A 17786-nucleotide genomic window follows, 5' to 3' on the forward strand; every position below is an offset into this window, starting at 1 on the left:
TTTTTAGGTGGTACTTGGTCGCTCGTCTTCCTGTACAGGTGGGTTGTATTTGAAGGACTTTTGCAATGTTTGAGGAGTGTAGCTACTTAGTAAAAAAGAGGATCTTACAGTCTAAATCGGGTGTTTTTCTTGTTGCAAAAATATCGAATCCTCTTGCTTATAAGGTTTTTTCTTATGATCAAAGGAAATGTGAGTGGTATTTAGTTGAGTTGGAAAAACAAATGCTGGCAGCTGGCCTGAATGTCATAGCGTTCAAGCCACCGGTTATCCTGATTCTTGAGAGTAGTGGAAGCTCTGTGTGGAGCATATATGAAAAGATAACAGAGGTTGCTTCTTCCGTATTTCAAGAGTATGTGAGTTTTGCAGTGGGTTACTATGTTTTTTCATGTGAGGCACCAAATGAAGTGATAAGTAAGGCTTTTGCGGCTGTGTCTTTTGGTGAAAAAGAAGGTAGTGGGATCGTTAATTATGCGAGCTGTGCTTCAAGATTAAAAGAATTCTCGAATGCAGTTGCGAAAGCTACAGTGTTACACAACGCTCTAAAGAACAACGAGTTATTGAATGTCTTTCAGCCAATTGTTGATACAGAGACCTCATGTGTAATTTTTCATGAATTCCTGCTGAGGGTTAGAGGCGAAGAAAGCATTAGGAGTTGTATAGTTGCGGCAGAAAAAACACATTTAATTTCTGTGGTGGATAAGTTTGTTTTCAAGCGCGTTGTCGAACTTCTTGAGCGTCATACTGATCTAAGATTGTCATTTAACCTTTCTATGTTAAGTGCAAGTGATGCACTACAGACAGAGGGATTTTTACAATCTTTTGCTACACTGCAATTCGTTGCGAAGAGGCTTGTCGTGGAGATTACAGAGGGGATACTGTTGCATGATACAGATAGGATGTTTGACTTTATCTTTAAGTTGAAATCTCTTGGATGTGCTATAGCTTTAGATGATTTCGGAAAGAATTTCTATCTTCCTTTCTCGCAGCTTGAGAAGTTGCCAATAGATTATTTGAAGCTTGATAGGGAATTTGCTGGGGAAATTAAAACTAGTAAGAATGCTTCTATTTTTATTAAGAATATTCTTGAGATTGCAAACAATCTAAATATTAAGGTAGTTGCAGAATTTGTCGAAGATAAAAGCGTGTTTGATTTATTCAAGGAATTGGGAATCAGATATATGCAGGGTAACTACCTACAAGAGGCCAGTTCAGAGTTGAAAGACACGGTTAATGCATGAAAAAAATTTCTATTTTAGGTTCGACTGGTTCGGTTGGCTGTCAGTCTGTTGATGTAATTTCCCGTTTCTATAGAGATACAATTAAGGTTGACGCACTGAGCTGTAACAGTAACCATGCATTGTTAATACAGCAGGCACGTTTATTGTCTCCACAAAAGGTTTTTGTTGCTGATGAGTCTTCTTATAAGGAGGTCAAAACTGCATTAGGTTCGCAAAATATAGAAGTCATACTTGATCGAGGGGTCGAAATAGGTACTGCACTCTGCGATAACGATATGCTTATTGTAAGCATTTCTGGAATTGCCGCTTTAAACCCAATATATAGCGCTATAAGTCGGGGGATTAAAGTTGCGACCTCCAATAAGGAAAGCCTTGTGTGTGGAGGTAGTCTACTCTTACCTTTTGTTGATAAGATCATTCCTTTGGACTCCGAGCATCATGCTATAGCTAAGTTGCTGCGTTCCAAGACGCCTACGTCTGTTTCGGGGATTACTTTGACTGCCAGTGGGGGACCGTTTTTTCGAAAAGAGAAGAGAAATGTCACGGTTGCTTGTGCTCTTGCTCATCCAATCTGGAAGATGGGTAAGAAAAATTCAGTGGATTCTGCCACTATGATGAATAAAGTTTTAGAAGTCGTAGAGGCGCACTACCTTTTTCGAATACCTAAAGAGAAAATTTCTGTTCTGATACATCCAGAGGCTCTAATACACGGGATGGTTGATTTTTTAGACGGTTCTCAGCATGCTTTTATATCCTTACCAGATATGAGAATTGGTATAAATAACGCGCTTGCAGGATTGGTTGATGGTGGTTATGAGAACACCTATGCCTACGGTAGGGTTCCCTTAGTGATGAGAAAACTTACATTCTATGCCGCAAAGGAGGAAGAATTTCGAGCGCTAAAATTTCTTGGAACCGATCAAGAAATTGTTCTGAGTGCGGTAAATGATCTTGCTGTGGAGGATTTTCTTGCTGGGAAACTGGATTTTCATAGCATACCGGACTTCATTTCTTCCGGGTTGGATAGATTTCAATACAATAAAGCTGATGTAAAAAATATTGGTGATGTTTTTTCTATTTATGGTAAAGCTCAGCGTGTATGTAGGAGTGGCAATAGTCGATCATTTTTCACGAAGAGGTATCACCCATTGGTATCAGGTGCGTAAACTTGTGCTGTAGATGTTTGTGCCTATTGCTTTTCTGAGGTGCCTTTCCGTACAGCAAAAACGGACTCTCTCTCATAAGAGCTACTGGGGGCAAGATCTACTAACTTTTGTTTGTGCAGTGCTACGCTTTTTATCGGAGCAGTCCATGTAAGACCTACAGTAAGTTTTTCCCTTTTATGCTAAAGAATGTGGAAACTACACTTCTAGTGGATCATATTTGCCGCGTGATTTGTTTTCCGATTGGTGAAGTTCGACAAGTTTTTGAGCGGCCTTCAGAGAGGACTCAAGTTCCTCATCGATACCTGTGTGCAAGGTAAGCTTTCCGGTTCTTTCCTGAATATATTGGCACTTTTCTTGTACTTCATCTTTACCAAGTAGATCTGATTTTGTAATAAGGACAAAGTGCTCTTTTGTTTCCAGGTTTTTACTATATAGAGAAAGTTCATTCGATAAGAGTGTATAAACTGAGTAAATGTCCTTTTCGGTTCCATCTATAAGATATATCAATGCCTTACAGCGTTCTATATGTTTCAAAAATTTGAACCCTAATCCAAGGTTTTTGTGGGCTCCTTGGATAATACCAGGAATATCTGCTACGACTATTTCGTGGTTATTTATTTTTGCTATTCCGACGATTGGCTCAAGTGTTGAAAAAGGATAGTCAGCGATTTTTGGTTTAGCGTTCGAACACCTAGACAAAAACGTAGATTTTCCCGCGTTTGGGAGTCCGACTAAACCGATATCTGCTAATATTTTCAAGTTTAAAATTACGGTTTTCTCTTCGCCAGGTTCACCATAGGTAAACTCGGTTGCAGCGCGGTTTAGTGAATTTTTGAATGTTGCATTACCACGACCGCCTTTTCCACCGAAAGCAGAAATAAAGCTTTGTTTGGGTTGCTCTAAATCAGATAAGAGTACTCCATCCTGCGTAAGTATTTGAGTACCTATAGGTACCTTACAAACCAAATCAGAGCCACTTTCACCACGTTTATTAGATTTTCTTCCAGGTTTTCCGTTTTCAGCTTTGAGGTGAACCCTATGTCGGTAATCCAGTAATGTGTTTAGATTCTCATCTGTGATAAAGATCACGTTTCCTCCATCTCCACCACAACCACCATCCGGTCCACCAAACTCAACAAACTTCTCCCTACGAAAACTTGAACAGCCATCGCCACCATTTCCTGCCTTCAAAAAGATTTTTACTTCATCTATAAATTTCAAATTCCACTCTCCATTTAAGGTGCGTTTTATTTACTGCTCGTACTCTGAAAATTGTCTCCTGTGAGGTTCATTGTATAGTAATTTCTTGTTTTTACCTAAATACAGCTCCAAAAGGTAATTAGCATTCTTTTTTGCTGTGTAGAGTGAGAATTGTTGTCTACTCAAACATATAAATTTTTATTTTCTTGTCCAGATACAAAGTAACTCCACCTATAAGTAAGGTTCATAGAATAAGACTATTCTGTGCAATGAAGCAGCTTTTATTGAGCGAGGATAAATATCAAAGAATTTTAAATAAGATTATTAGAATGAAGTTGTCTTATGTAATGAGGTCGCTTTTTTCGATTCGGCGAGATAAATATGGGAGGTTTTAGGAAAAATATTCTTTTTGCTCTTTTACAAAGAGTATAATTTAGGATTTAAAACGAGCATGTTCACTGTACATGTCGTAGTTTGTTTTACAAAGCTACTGTCCCTATTATAAGATCTTGTACAGGCTTTTTTGTTGAAGAGACTTTTATGATGCAGGGAAAAATAGTCTTAGTGACTGGTGTGTGTAACAGGGTCGGAGCATCTATAGCGCGGAGATTTGCTTCGGAAGGGGCTTCTCTAATTTTGCCTGCAGCAGATCTATCAGATCTTGATGAGTTAAATCAAGATATAAAAAAATTGGGAGGAGAGTCAATCCTGGTTCAAGCGGATGTATTGGATGTTTCTCAGATGGAGTCGCTTAAAAATGCTATCTCGGGTACTTCAAAAAAGTTAGATGTTCTTATCTCTGCGCATTTCTATACAAGTGAGCCTAACCTCTTAGTAGATTATGAAGTTGATGAGTGGAGAAGAATAGTGGAAGAAAATTTTTCTTTAAATTGGTATATGCTAAAGAATTTTGATGGGCTTTTGAAACGGTCTGAGCACGGTAGAGTGGTTTTTCTTTCTCTTGAGAGAATTGTTGGAAAAAATCCTTTATACTTTTCCCCCTACGTTGCAAGCAATGCAGCTCTTGCTCAGCTTATGAAAGGGTATGCCAATGATGTTCTAAATTACGGGATGTGTGTGAATATGGTTGCCCTAGAGGGATACGAAGAGGATATTTCTGTGGAACCTCAGCCCGAATGTGCAGAACTTTTCCTTCGGTTGAGCTCAGTACACTATAAGATCTCTGGTAGGAAGCATTATGTTTCTTATGCCTAAATTTAAATATTAATTTTGCTTGAATTCAGCTTTTACTTAGAACTTCTTTGTTCTTTTTAAAAAGTGTCTCAGTACTGTAAGTTTTTCCTATGAATCGTGGAGTGTAGAATTGATCCCTCGGTTTACGCTATTCTTGATGAGTGGACAAGATGGTTAGGTAGTGTAAAGTGCTTTTCTAGTAATACATTGGTTGCCTACAGTAGAGATACAATTGCTTTTCTAGATTTCCTTTCCACTTTTAGAGGGGAATCTGTGAATTGTGCTAGCCTGGAGGGCATAGATGATAAGGATTTGCGTGCTTGGCTTGCAAGTAGAAGAAAAAATTCTATTTCTTTTCGCACAAATGCGAGAGCTTTGTCTTCAGTAAAGAGCTTTTTTAGGTACCTTGCAAAGCATAATGGAATTATAAACGAAGATGTCTTGGGTGTTGTATTGAGGTTTAAGCCGAATACATTACCACGTTCTCTGACTTTTAAGGAAATAATAGAATTAATTGAGAAATTTTCTTTCTTGAAAACAGGTTGGATAGTAAAGAGGAACATTGCTCTATGCTATTTGTTATATGGTTCTGGCTTGAGGATTAGTGAAGCGTTAAGTCTGACAGTTGCGGATCTTGCCAATACTGAGATCAAGATAATGGGGAAGGGTAGTAGGGAAAGGATGATTCGGTTATTGCCCATAGTCCGTGTTGCATTAGCAGATTACATTGCTTCATGTCCGTTTCAGTTGGATGGGGGCGGTTTTCTTTTTTTGGATCGAAATGGAAACAAGCTTTGTAGGACTGCTGTAGCGGGGGCTTTTCTCTCAATCCGCAGACGATTCAATCTGTCGAACCATATCACGCCGCACGCGCTGAGACACAGCTTTGCTACGCATTTACTTCAGGAAGGTGTTGGTGTTCGTAAAATACAAGAATTATTAGGGCACGCTTCACTTGCGAGCACTGCGGTCTATACAAAACTGAATGCTGAATCGCTCATGGAAAAGTATAGGCAATTCTGCTTGAGAGACAGGGATTGAGCTCTATCTAAGAAGAGCTGAATTGTGCAAAGTTAGTTTAATCAGGGTGCTTTTTATTTTGATGTTCCTGTTTTTTGTACACTTTTAAAGTTGGTGCGGAGAAATAGAAGGGTTTTTTGCTCATGATAAGATGAAACGCATGGCTCGTTATCACGACGCGACTGTAAGACGTACTAAAAACCTAGACACACCGAGGCAACGCAGCCAAAACAGAGGGTTTAGTGAAAGTAACCATATGCGTTCTTAAAAATTTGCATTCCAGGGCCATCCTCGGGGGTTGGTAAGCACTTTCTTCTGTACTCCTCTCGAACTAGATAGTAGTCGTCAGTTTGTACGAGGGAAATCGCCCTTTCTGGATGGGGCATGGTGATCAGCATCTTTCCGCCGTACGCGGTGACCGCAGCAATTCTGTTGTAAGAACCATTAACATCCTGCTTATATCGCATGGCGACACTGACTTTCAGATTGCTCTTATCTAAGGGTAGTAATTTTCCTTCACCATGCGCAATTGGTAAACGGATTTTATGGATGCCTCTCATCCAAATAGAACCACTTTCGGGCACTTCAATGTCTTGCCATCCACATTGATACTGGTTCGACGTATTTGCTTCAAAAGTGACTTCCAGATCCTTGATCAAACGCGTAAGTATCTGAGCGCCGTTACATATACCTATGACTAGTTTGTCTTCGTTGAGGAAATTCTCCACCCTTTCTAGTAAGGGGATAGTTTTACACGCGAATGCGTTTCCCGCGCCTGTATTATCAGCAAAAGAGAAACCACCAGGAATCGCCAGAACTTGGTAATCGCGAAGTTTATCAGGGTTGTTGAGTAAATCATTCAAGTGCAGCATGCTTCCAGTAAAACCGGACAGCTTGAACGCCCGAAGTGTCTCATCCTCGCAATTGAGTCCATACCCAGATAGTACAAGTACACTAGCCATCTTCTTCTCAAAAATCGGAGCGTAGTGTAACACACTCACGTACAAAATACATATCGAAATATCTAACGTTATTAGGTTGTCTTTATAGTGTTCATTCCCTTTGATGGGAATCGCTCTGAATTTTAGTAGCGCATGTATAGGCAATACAAGATATCAGCGCACCGGTTAGGATACTACCAACAGCTTGTAGTGCTTCAGGGATATTTTTGAGTCTTGGTATTAAAGGAATGAGTATATAGATTATGGCTGCCAGTACTACAGCTGCAGCTGTGGCAATGAACATGTTTCTTACACGGCTAGACATTGGTAGTCCACCTTTTTTTGGCGTTGTTGCTTTATCTTTACTTCTGCTCCGCTCAAAAAATGAACTAACATTTCCCGAAAATCTTTGTAATATTCCCGGTTCAGCTTTATCTGTAGCGGTTTTGTCTGCAGGTGTATCGTCTTTTCCAGTAAACTTACTTAAGAAGCTTTTTGGGAGAGCTGGTTCAGGAATTTTTTCTTCTTCTATGATGATTTTTAATTTGCGTCTTATTTCCTCCGCTAATCTCTGAATTTTACTCCACTCTTGAGTGAATATGTTCAATTGCATTACTATTCCCTCATCGAAGCAGTGTACCCCGTGTATTTTGGGATCTTTTTCTAGTTTAGTTTTACGGCCACTTTCAAGAAATTGTTCACTCCATGAAAGTTTTACCGCTGGTGTAGATGCATGTTCCCCGTCGATAGTAGTTTGAGAATATCCAAGGAGAGAAAAAAGAGCTCTACCTTCTGTCTCTAAGGGTAATGTGGCTATTACTTCTTGAGCAATTATTGTTATATTTGCTTGAATGTCTGGGATCTTAGCTGCTGTTTGTGCTACCCTGTTCATTCCTTCTTGTGTTAATTCTGTAAGGCGATCACTAGAGACCTCGCAACTGCACCAGTTGTCTACAGAGTGATGTACGTGCGTGAAGATCGGCCTATTTGGAATGATATCTTGGGTTTCTGCATTGAGTACCATCATCACCAAGGGTGCAGTTTCTGCTTTAATTTTTCCTACACTTGCATTGCAGAGCGATCTAAGCTGCGGTTGTATTTCAGCATTTGGGACGAGTTTGCAAAACTCAGCTGTGCATTGGTATTTATTCAGTGCTTCTTGTAGAGCTTTCACCAGACGTGGGAGTAAATCTTCTGGATTATGCGCATCAATAGCCATGCTGCCTCTCCCATCCGTGGCTAATGCGCACATTTCGTAGTAGTTATGTTTACGATAGATAGATTCGTTTCTAGCGCAACAGTTACTCGTCTTAGGAAGCGTATCGACTAAACTGGCTGAAGCTCCTAAGTTGCTGTAGAGGTAATTTAATAAACATCTGGTCCAAGGCCGCTTCAATAACTCAGTCGGAACTTGAACAGCACATCTCCTCTCTACTAGATCAAATAATATTTTGAACTGGGGTGGTGGAGTGCCTCCTGAAAGTGGGGGAGTGGTGCAATCTATAATTGCCTTGAGTAAGCTATTGGCAGCTTTAAAATGTGGTGTGTATTCCAGCGAAAGTGCACATATTTCTTGAATGAAAGGGAAGCACGCACTTTCTCCGGTAGGGAAATTATTGAGCACTAGGATTGCACCTTCACCGTGGTCTTCTAATCTTACTTCTTGGTAAGGTACGCGTAATCTCGGTTCTGTAGGAGATGTCAGACTTGCGCAAAACGCATGCAAAGCCTCTCTTTGTTGAGGTGATAAAGATTCTACCTTGTAGAGGATTTGTGAGCATTGTGCCCTTTCCTCGCTAAGTGGAACAATCGATGATGCTGATGGACCAATTGCGGCTTGTGTTGCGGTGGTTGCTCCTGTGGCATAATCAGCCGCAGCGCCTCTTTCAAGAGTTCCTGGAGCTATCGGAGTCAGTGATGGGGTTGTCCCAGTAACATTCATAATTGCTCTAGCCAGGATTTGCATTAACCACGGCTCAGGAACCCTTGCTGCGGCTATCCACTCATGTATAGCCCTATAACTTCCAAAAGGAATGCTTTTTTGGGATATATTTTCACATTTTGGTTTACCCAGATCATCTATATGCCTTATGAAATTTACGCTTGCATCCAGGTAACTTGCACTGACAACTACTATGCTTTCCCCTATATCTGATGAACTGACATTTACATTTTGCAATCCGAAGACGCTAGCTATTTCTGCTGCATATGCGTTTGCTAACTCCATTCCAGGTTGGATTTCTTCTTTGAGGACCTTAGCTTCTTCAGCTTTTAAAAGCTTTCGTCGGGCTTCTTCTGCACTCTCCCCTGGAAGAATTTTGTCGAGTGTTTTTGCTGCTTTTTCTACGCTTGCTTTAGCCTTTTTCTTCAATGTACTGCTGCTGGCTGCAAGACTTTGTGACCAGCGTTGAAACACCTTTCGTGCTTTCTGAAGGCGTTCTTGTTGTTGTGAATCCGGTGCGGCTTGTTGAGGAGTAGCATCTAACTGTGCAGGCTCCTCTGGTTGTGGTTCTTCTTGTTGTTGTGAATCCGGTGCGGCTTGTTGAGGAGTAGCATCTAACTGTGCAGGCTCCTCTGGTTGTGGTTCTTCTTGTTGTTGTGAATCCGGTGGGGCTTGTTGAGGAGTAGCATCTAACTGTGCAGGCTCCTCTGGTTGTGGTTCTTCTTGTTGTTGTGAATCCGGTGGGGCTTGTTGAGGAGTAGCATCTGACTGTGTAGGCTCTTCTGGTTGTGGTTCTTCTTGTTGTTGTGAATCCGGTGCGGCTTGTTGAGGAATAGCATCTGACTGTGCAGGTTCCTCTTCCTGCGAGTATTCTTCTTGTTGTGTGTGTTGAATATCCAATTCCTTTTTGTCAGGTGGTAACATCGACGTACTCCTTGTTTATCTAGATCATAATGAAAAACCACCATCGGCCCTCGACACTGTGGAGAGTAAAGCTTTGAAATGGTACTTCTTGTATTTGATTTGGAAATCTCATTCAGCTTGTAATGCAACTAGGTGCATTATCTACTCTTTTTATGCGCTAACAGAGCAGTTGGTTTTAGCTATTTCAATACAAAGCGCAATGCAGATTAGACTAAGGTAAACCATTTTATATTAGATTTTAAGGTAAAATCCCATTTTGGAGTTACATAATGATAAATAATTTCTAATTTTTCTTTATAAATTTTTTTTAAAGACAATTTATCGAATTGTGATATGCCGAAGACAAAACTTTATTCTGGCAAAACTGACAGGAGTTTTGTAAAAAATAAAATTCGAATGATTGCAGTAGGATTTTCATTAAGATATATTTGTCCTGGATCTAGCGTTTTGTTTTAATGGAAGCAACACAGGAAAAACTTAGGAAGATCGTTCTTGAGCACACAGTTAAGGTCTCTGTCATGGGTGCTTTGAACCTTTCGGATGAGAAGTATGATGAAATAAAGTTGGAAACAGACCTTAGCTCTGAGCTTGGTATAGATAGTCTCGATGCTGCAGAAATCATCATGCGCGTTGAAGAGGATCATGATCTTGAAGAGATTCCTGAAGATTATGCTAGGAAGGCGAACACAGTTAAACACATTTATGACTATCTTCTTGAGCACTGTACTAAACCGTTAGATAAGTTAATTGACTTCAGCAAGAAGGACGCTCTCTTTAATAAATTTTTGGCTAGTGTTTCTGAGTCGTTTGATTGCGAGCTTGCCAAACTTGAGACTGTTTCCAGCATGAGTGATTTAGTCTCTATGCTTATTTCCCCCTCAGCAAAGTAAATGTCAAAGAGAGTTGTAGTAACCGGGTTGGGGTTGCTTACCTGTCTGTCCAGTAGTAGAGAAGGATCTTGGAGTCTGCTTCTTGAATCAAGGTCTGGTGTGCGGACGCTTTCTACTATAGAAACAGAGGGTCTTCCCGTTACTATAGGTGGGGAAGTATTAGAGAATGGAGAGGATGGCTTTGACTGTAAAAAATTTGGTGACCCACGAAAACATGATCGCTATATATTATACGGTATAGCTGCATCTAGAGAGGCAATACAACATTCGCAATTGCTGGAATATCCTTCCTTAGACAAGAGAAGGGTCGGTGTATCGATAGGTTCCGGCATAGGAGGGTTACCACTCATCGAGAAAAACTCAATTCTTCTACGTGAAGAGGGTATACGAAAGGTGAGTCCGTTTTTTATCCCGGCGAGTTTGATCAATCTTACTTCGGGTAATGTTGCCATTGAAAATGGATTTACTGGGCCAAATGATGCCTTGGTCACTGCATGTGCAACAGGCGCTCACGCGATAGTTAATTCTTGGCGCATAATTGCCAACGATGAAGCTGATGTTATGATAGCTGGCGCTTCTGAAGGGGCTTTATGTCGAGTTGGTATAGCTGGGTTTGCAAATATGAAAGCCCTTTCGAGGCGTAATGATGAGCCGGAGAAGGCATCTAGGCCGTGGGATGTTGATAGGGACGGTTTCGTAATGAGTGATGGTGCGGGGGTTATGGTGCTCGAAGAGTATAGCCATGCAAAAAAACGTGGAGCGCGAATTTATGCTGAGTTAATGGGTTTTGGTGTTTCTGGAGATGCATATCATGTCGCTGCTCCTAACCCGGATGGAGATGGTGCGCTTGCTGCAATGGCCTCTGCAATAAAAATGGCAGGAGTTAGACTGAACGAGATTGATTATATTAATGCACACGGAACGTCCACACCAAATGGTGACGCTGCTGAGTTGAATGCTTTAAGGCGTTTGTTTGGCAACTCCTTAGGAATGGGTGTGTCTTCAACAAAGTCATCTATAGGGCATGCTTTAGGTGCTGCTGGTGGTATAGAAGCGGTTCTCTGTGTACTCGCTATGCGTGATTCAGTAATGCCTCCAACACTCAATTTGGATAAACCTGATGATTGTGCCAGTGGATTTAATTTGGTACCACACACGCCCCAAGAGAAAATTCTGCGGTATGTACTCTCAAATTCTTTTGGGTTCGGGGGAACTAATGCATCATTACTGTTTGGGCAATGTTCATAATTGGGGGTCTGTGTGTTAGGTGAGAAAAAAGATACAGCAGCTGCCTGGTTTAGGGAGTTGAGGGATCGTATAAGGGATGAGTTTATTGCTATAGAAAAGGACTTTGATCCCAATTTTCAGTCGGGTTTTGCAGTAGAATCTTGGGAACGAGAAGGCGGCGGAGGCGGTGAAATGAGTCTCATGTACGGTACTGTATTTGAGAAGATAGGTGTAAATATATCAACCGTGCATGGGATTTTCAGCGAAGACTTTGCGTCCAAAATTCCTGGTGCAGCAGAAAATGGAGGGAAGTTCTGGGCTAGTGGTATTTCATTGGTGGCGCATATGAGTTCTCCACTTGTTCCTGCAGTGCATATGAATACACGCATGATAGTTACCGATAAATACTGGTTTGGTGGTGGTGCAGATTTGACTCCTATGTACTACAACGAGGAGGATGCAAAGAGCTTCCACGCTGAGTTTAAAGAAACGTGTGATAGACATGATAGCAAGTATTACGATGAATTCAGTAAGTGGGCAGATGAATATTTTTACATAAAACATAGGAATGAACCTAGGGGAATAGGGGGAATATTCTACGATTACTTAAGAACAGATGATTGGGAGAAGGATTTTGCTTTTACAAAAGATGTTGGTAAGTGCTTTCTTTCTGTATATCCAAAGATAGTGAGGAAAAATATGCACCTCTCTTATACAAATGAGCAAAGGCAGTTTCAGCTTCTCAAGAGGGGTAGGTATGTTGAGTTTAATCTTCTATACGATAGAGGTACCGAGTTCGGGCTCAAGACAGGTGGTAATGTGAAAGCAATCCTAATGTCCTTGCCTCCTGTAGTGGAGTGGAGAGATTTTTAAAGGTAGTTTGCTATCCTTTTTCGTACAGTAGTTTAGTCTAATACATGGAGTTTGTTTACCTGCTTGTTGTTCTCGCCGTTTTTTTCTTTATTTGTTGGCAGACTTCAAGCAGGTCGGGTTCTGGTGGATTACTCAGTCTCCTTGTTTGGGGCATTGTGATATGTCTGGTGGTCTCCATATACAACACTGGGGACCGAATTTTTCAAAACAAGCTGCTTGGTGAAATCTATGAGAAAGTTCAAAGTGGAATGTCAAATGAGCAGGTTGGTTTTAGAAAAGCAACGGATGGGCACTTTTATGTCGATATTGTTGTTAGTGGTGTGAAGCTAAAATGTCTGGTTGATACAGGTGCCTCAGATACAGTGTTATCACAAAAAGATGCTATAAGACTGGGAGTCGATCCTAGAACTCTCAACTACAGCAAGGAATATAGTACTGCTAACGGAAAGATAAGGGCAGCTCCTGTGATCTTAAGAGATGTCTATCTAAGAAGTTATTATCTCCCTTACTTGGAGGTAAGTGTGTCGGGAGTGAGAGAGCAGGAAAGATCTCTATTGGGTATGTCATTCTTAAAACATTTTGATTTTTTTATAAAAAAAGATGTTTTATTTTTGCTACAAAAATAATCTTCGAATTATCTAGCAAAAATTGGCGGTTTGTATTACTCTTACCTCGGAATTATTTTTAATATATTGTAGATCTCTTTTAGAATCCAAAGAAAATTCATTTGTGTATTAAGAGGTTTGCTGAAAATTAAAACTTTCCTGAAAGAATGTGCAAAATTTCTTGTAATGCCGTTATTGATGAAAAATTTCAGAAGTGTTTCTAAGGCAAGGTTATTGCTCTTCCTCTCTGGTTTTTGCCTTGCAGTTCCCGCTCCGCTGAATGCGTCGAATCTGAAAAATGGTGATGAAGTTGTAACTGAGACTATTTATTCGAAGGGGAAAGGCGTGTACTACAAGAAGGTTGCTGGTACAGGGCTTTTGAGTAAAGTAAGTACAACATTCAGTGCATTAAGAAATTCCAAGATTAGTGATGAGAAACACTTCGTTGACAGGGAAGGTAGTGCTATCAAGTTCAATCGTACACCGCACGATTCGCAGGGTAATTCTTCCCAATCAACAATTCAAGCGGATAAATTGCAAGGTGGAAATCTATCTCGAGCAGAAGGTTCAACGTTAAACCTTCATAAAGCTAATGTCTTTGGTCTTGAAAAAGTAGCAACGCAGGATGATCCGAACAATAAAAATCGTCGTACAATTGGTGCACGCTTTACAGTCACTAACGAGTTTAGTGATTCAAATGGCAATGCGGTAAATATGTCCGAGTTTGGCGCTCTTTTGCCACTGTTATCCATAGAAGATAATCTTATTTATATTGATCTTAAATCGAAATTGTACGATGCCAAAGAAGGTGAGGTCAGTACAGGAGTTGTTTTTCGTAGAAAAATGTCCCCTTTGCTCACGGGAGGTATAAACTTATTCACAGATGTACGCTTCTTACCTGAGGGTAATTATAGATGGTACTCGCTAGGTGGGGAGATATTTTTCAAATCTTTCTCTTTAAATGGTAACTATTACCGTTCTGATAAAAAAGGTAATCTTTCGGTTGTTAAAGGCTTGGATTTAAATTTTACAAGTCCGGGAAAGTCAACTGTTATCCTTAATGAGAAGGTTCCTGGCAATGGCTATGATCTGGGCCTTGGTTTGACTCTTAATAAGTATATTCATGTTCATGGTAGTGCATTTTCCTTTAACAGTCCTCATAATAAAGAAGAGAAATTTTCTGGTTATAGGGCTGGCATAGATCTTTCATTTTACCTGAATGAGCGCTTCAGTGTGCTGGTATCACCAGAGTTTGTAAGCGATAATGAGAAGAATAGATTCTCAGTCAATGTTGGGTTTGATCTACCAGTTGGTAAGGATTACGCAAGATTGTTGGGACATGTGAGGAGAGATAGGGATGTGGTATTGTTCGATACTGATAATTCCTATCCTGTTAATGCTGTGTTCTTGAATGTGGAGAAAGAACACAAAATTGAAGAGATAGTTGAAGTCTCTAAGGGAGATGAAATAAAAAGCAGAGAAAAGCCTACTACTGACGGTGATTCAAGTGCGAAGGGTGAGGAAGCTGAGCAGCTAAGGAAACTATATGTTATCAAGGATGATGGAAAGACCGAAGATATCACTCTACCCAAAGAGCTTGACTACGTAATAGTTGCGGATGGAGCAGTATTAAAAGTGCATATACCATATTTAGGTGGAGAGAAGGTAGTAGATTATCTTATCCCTAGAAGTAAGAAAACGCTTAAATTCAGCACAGATGATAAGGGAAAAATCTCACGCTCAATTATTAACGGCGTGACGGTGGATTTAGGTGATTCGAGTAAATATACTCTGACAGACGTTGTGTTCAACGCAAGTCTTATCAAGAGTGATAAGGAACATCCATTCCAGAATGATGAAAATGTAAATATATTAAACTCTGAATTGGGATTTTCACATGCTAAGCTAAAGTCCGCGTTTTACTCAACTAAAAGTGATACTAAAGAGGGAAAACCAGTGGTAAATTACACGCTTAGGAATGTACGCATAGAATTGCCTAATGTTGTCCATGATCCACAGAACCCAGCTAAGAGTGATTTTAAAGCTCTCTTTGCGAGTGATCTCGATAAGATGGGCAAAATTGATGTCAAACTTGCAGGTGAGATCAAGGTAGATACAAAGACCTCGATTGACGCCAGAAAAAAGGCAGAAGAGGAAGCGAAAGCTGCCTCCGAGGCTCAAAATGGTAAAGCCAAACCTGTACCACCAGCTCCGGCTGCGTAGTGAGGATAGGTGAAGTTTATTTGGTGAGACGCACTAGAATAAAACCCAGGTTGGTGGGCAAAGAAAACAATGGCATGGACAAAAGCAGGCCTCAGAAAATTTGCTGAGGTCTTATCGCTTGAAGTGATAAGGCCTCACTCTTTGAGTTTGCTTCTTAGCTTAGTGCTTTTTTGATTACTGCTCTTCTATGAGCTAAATGAACTTTGCGCAGTAAATGGTTGGTCTTCTTCAGTTGTAGGTTTAGGTGGATCACCTTGAAAATTCGTTTTTTATGAAAGCTTCTTAGAGGCCAAAACTATTTCCGCAGCTGCAGGTGGATTGTGAATTAGGATTTTTTATAACAAACCTTTCTCCGACGAGCTCTCTTACGTAGTCAAGTTGGGCGGAGCGGATTAATTCCAAAGACGCGTTGTCTATTTCAAGGATAATCCTTCCGTTCCAGGTAATGCAGTATTTTCCTTCTTTGCTTGTGTGAGTCATCTCATCTTGAATAGTACCTGTAGGATTTTGGCTATGGTATGCTTCACCTTCACTTTGAAAGCAACTTGCTGTGCTACGAACTGTTTCCACATCATATTTGGAAATTATGCTTTGCTCATGCATTAGGGGATCGGAAGCATTTAAAGAGCCATTCTCCTTAGGAAGGTCGCGATTTGGGCACAACACTGCGTTATCACAGCTCTTGATCTCGAATTTGTATTCAAAACCATTACAACCACCGGGCTCCACGGTTATGCTCAAGCATTCCCCACTTTTTGTAATTGCTAGTATCCTTTTCAGCGCTGCATCAGTGAGTGAAATCTTTTTTTCTGTTTCCACTGGAAGGATTGATGTACCTCATTTAGAAGACCTAAGTATAACATTTTTTTTACTTGCAGAATGAAGCTTACATTGTTCAAGGTTTTAGAGTTGGAATTTTTTTAAAAGCGACGGTTTCAAGAAGTGCGGACGTAATTTTGTATGAGCAATGATGGGAAATAGATGTATCGAATGAATGCTTAGAAACAATATCTCTTGTTATAGACTATATGAAGATTTCCTTAGTTGTGTAGTTAATTTGATTAGTATAGTTCTATAGACGGGGTGTTATCTATTTAGAGGCAATGTCTTTTGCTATAGACTATATGAAGATTCCCCTAGTTGGGTAGTTGATTTAACCAACGTGCTTCATAGATAAAATGTTATCTTCATATTCGTCATTTCCAGAAAGATCTAAGGGAAGGTTATTTCTAGAAAAAGAGGATCCTCAGCGCGATTGTTATCAGAGGGACAGAGATAGGTTGATACATTCTTCAGCTTTTAGGCGCTTGATGTATAAAACGCAGGTCTTCAGCTATTGTGGCGACGATCATTATAGGACCCGTCTTACGCATAGTCTTGAGGTGTCGCAAATTGCGCGCTCTATGGCTAGGCTTCTTGGGGTTAATGAAGATTTAACAGAAACCATAGCATTGGCTCATGATATAGGGCATCCACCGTTTGCGCATATAGGTGAGGAAGCTCTTCAGGAAGTTGCAGCTGAACACTATAGATTTGAGCACAATGCTCAGGTTCTGAGGATCTTAGGAGAGTTTGAGCATCAGTATATGGATTTTAATGGGCTCAATCTCACTTGGGAAACAATAGAAGGTTTGGCAAAGCATAATGGTCCGATACAGAAGCCACACCAAATAATAGAAGAGTATGATAGATTGCTTAATCTAGAGCTTAACAAGCAACCTTCCTTGGAGGCTCAAATAGTATCGTTAGCTGATGATATTGCTTACAGCTCGCACGATATAGATGATGGGCTTTTATCTGGTGTGATCACTTACCAAGATTTGCGACATTTGCCTATTATAGGAGAGAATATTTTGAAATTCGAAAAGGCTTTTCCTGAGGCAAGTAAGAGTCAGGTGATGTATAAGGCTCGGAGGCGAATGATAAGGTTTCTGATTCATGATGTAGTTGATGTAGCACGGGAAAATATAAAACGTTATCTGCTAAAAACTGTAGATGAGATAAGAGAGTTAGGATTCCCGGCTGCGAATTTTTCAGAGAAAGTGGGCAACGAGATGAAGGAAATTAAAGCGTTCCTGTATAACAATCTCTACTTTTACTACAGTATAAGAAAGAGCAGGGTAAAACTTAAAAGAATAGTAAAAGAATTATTTGAAGTTTTTTTCCACGACCCTCAGTGTCTACCGAAAGATTACTACGAAAGGTTCCGTATAGCTGACTCTACGAACAAAAAAGCTCAGCTGGTGTGCGATTTTATTGCGAATTTAACTGATAGCTCCGCAATTAGAGAACACAGACAATTCTTTAGTACCTGTGTCCTTGAGCGGGATTACTGATTTCTTT

At 40.3% G+C, this 17786-nt stretch carries 14 protein-coding genes; 10 read left to right on the forward strand and 4 right to left on the reverse strand.

The genetic code is table 11. The features are described 5' to 3' along the window. Positions 1-65: 65 nt before the first annotated feature. Together NRI_RS01825 and NRI_RS01830 are read left to right on the forward strand one after the other, a co-directional pair. Positions 66-1238 (forward strand): EAL domain-containing protein, encoded by a 1173-nt coding sequence (locus NRI_RS01825; RefSeq protein ID WP_015816293.1) that lies wholly within the window; start codon positions 66-68, stop codon positions 1236-1238. Continuing rightward, positions 1235-2404 carry a 1-deoxy-D-xylulose-5-phosphate reductoisomerase gene (locus NRI_RS01830; protein WP_015816294.1) on the forward strand — a complete coding sequence of 390 codons (1170 nt, stop codon included), beginning with the start codon at positions 1235-1237 and terminating at the stop codon, positions 2402-2404. Before NRI_RS01825 ends, NRI_RS01830 begins: the two co-directional genes overlap by 4 nt. A gap of 195 nt (positions 2405-2599) precedes the next feature. Here NRI_RS01830 and cgtA read toward each other — a convergent pair whose 3' ends face one another. After that, positions 2600-3625 carry an Obg family GTPase CgtA gene (gene cgtA, locus NRI_RS01835; RefSeq protein WP_015816281.1) on the reverse strand — a complete coding sequence of 342 codons (1026 nt, stop codon included), beginning with the start codon at positions 3623-3625 and terminating at the stop codon, positions 2600-2602. A gap of 519 nt (positions 3626-4144) precedes the next feature. Between cgtA and NRI_RS01840 the strand changes: the two genes are divergently transcribed. Together NRI_RS01840 and NRI_RS01845 are read left to right on the forward strand one after the other, a co-directional pair. After that, complete coding sequence (locus NRI_RS01840) at positions 4145-4819, forward strand: SDR family NAD(P)-dependent oxidoreductase (protein WP_015816282.1); 675 nt, start codon at positions 4145-4147, stop codon at positions 4817-4819. Between the two features lie 96 nt (positions 4820-4915). Next, on the forward strand, positions 4916-5839 hold the full coding sequence (locus tag NRI_RS01845) for a tyrosine-type recombinase/integrase (RefSeq protein ID WP_015816296.1): 924 nt from the start codon (positions 4916-4918) through the stop codon (positions 5837-5839). Between the two features lie 218 nt (positions 5840-6057). Here NRI_RS01845 and NRI_RS01850 read toward each other — a convergent pair whose 3' ends face one another. Together NRI_RS01850 and NRI_RS01855 are read right to left on the reverse strand one after the other, a co-directional pair. Further along, a complete protein-coding gene (locus NRI_RS01850; RefSeq protein ID WP_015816283.1) occupies positions 6058-6780 on the reverse strand; it encodes a phosphoribosylformylglycinamidine synthase subunit PurQ in 723 nt (240 codons plus the stop codon). Between the two features lie 91 nt (positions 6781-6871). Next, positions 6872-9625 (reverse strand): hypothetical protein, encoded by a 2754-nt coding sequence (locus tag NRI_RS01855; protein ID WP_015816297.1) that lies wholly within the window; start codon positions 9623-9625, stop codon positions 6872-6874. Between the two features lie 455 nt (positions 9626-10080). Between NRI_RS01855 and NRI_RS01860 the strand changes: the two genes are divergently transcribed. From NRI_RS01860 to NRI_RS01880, 5 genes are all read left to right on the forward strand, one after another. Next, positions 10081-10515 (forward strand): acyl carrier protein, encoded by a 435-nt coding sequence (locus tag NRI_RS01860; protein ID WP_015816298.1) that lies wholly within the window; start codon positions 10081-10083, stop codon positions 10513-10515. After that, on the forward strand, positions 10516-11763 hold the full coding sequence (fabF, locus tag NRI_RS01865) for a beta-ketoacyl-ACP synthase II (protein WP_015816285.1): 1248 nt from the start codon (positions 10516-10518) through the stop codon (positions 11761-11763). A 12-nt stretch (positions 11764-11775) separates the two neighbouring features. Then, the gene (gene hemF, locus NRI_RS01870) at positions 11776-12615 is read left to right on the forward strand and encodes an oxygen-dependent coproporphyrinogen oxidase (protein ID WP_148205715.1); all 840 of its coding nucleotides are present in this window, start codon (positions 11776-11778) and stop codon (positions 12613-12615) included. Positions 12616-12659: 44 nt separating this feature from the next. Further along, the gene (locus NRI_RS01875; protein WP_015816286.1) at positions 12660-13241 is read left to right on the forward strand and encodes a retropepsin-like aspartic protease family protein; all 582 of its coding nucleotides are present in this window, start codon (positions 12660-12662) and stop codon (positions 13239-13241) included. Between the two features lie 177 nt (positions 13242-13418). After that, complete coding sequence (locus NRI_RS01880) at positions 13419-15443, forward strand: inverse autotransporter beta domain-containing protein (protein WP_049751171.1); 2025 nt, start codon at positions 13419-13421, stop codon at positions 15441-15443. 282 nt (positions 15444-15725) lie between these two features. Here the strand turns inward: NRI_RS01880 and NRI_RS01885 are convergent, their stop codons facing one another. Continuing rightward, complete coding sequence (locus NRI_RS01885; RefSeq protein WP_015816314.1) at positions 15726-16262, reverse strand: HesB/IscA family protein; 537 nt, start codon at positions 16260-16262, stop codon at positions 15726-15728. Between the two features lie 359 nt (positions 16263-16621). Here NRI_RS01885 and NRI_RS01890 point away from each other — a divergent pair, with 359 nt between their 5' ends. Continuing rightward, positions 16622-17779: a deoxyguanosinetriphosphate triphosphohydrolase gene (locus NRI_RS01890; protein WP_015816301.1), complete on the forward strand. Its 1158-nt coding sequence runs from the start codon at positions 16622-16624 to the stop codon at positions 17777-17779. Positions 17780-17786: the final 7 nt, after the last annotated feature.

The sequence above is a fragment of the Neorickettsia risticii str. Illinois genome (assembly GCF_000022525.1).
Lineage (GTDB): Bacteria > Pseudomonadota > Alphaproteobacteria > Rickettsiales > Anaplasmataceae > Neorickettsia > Neorickettsia risticii.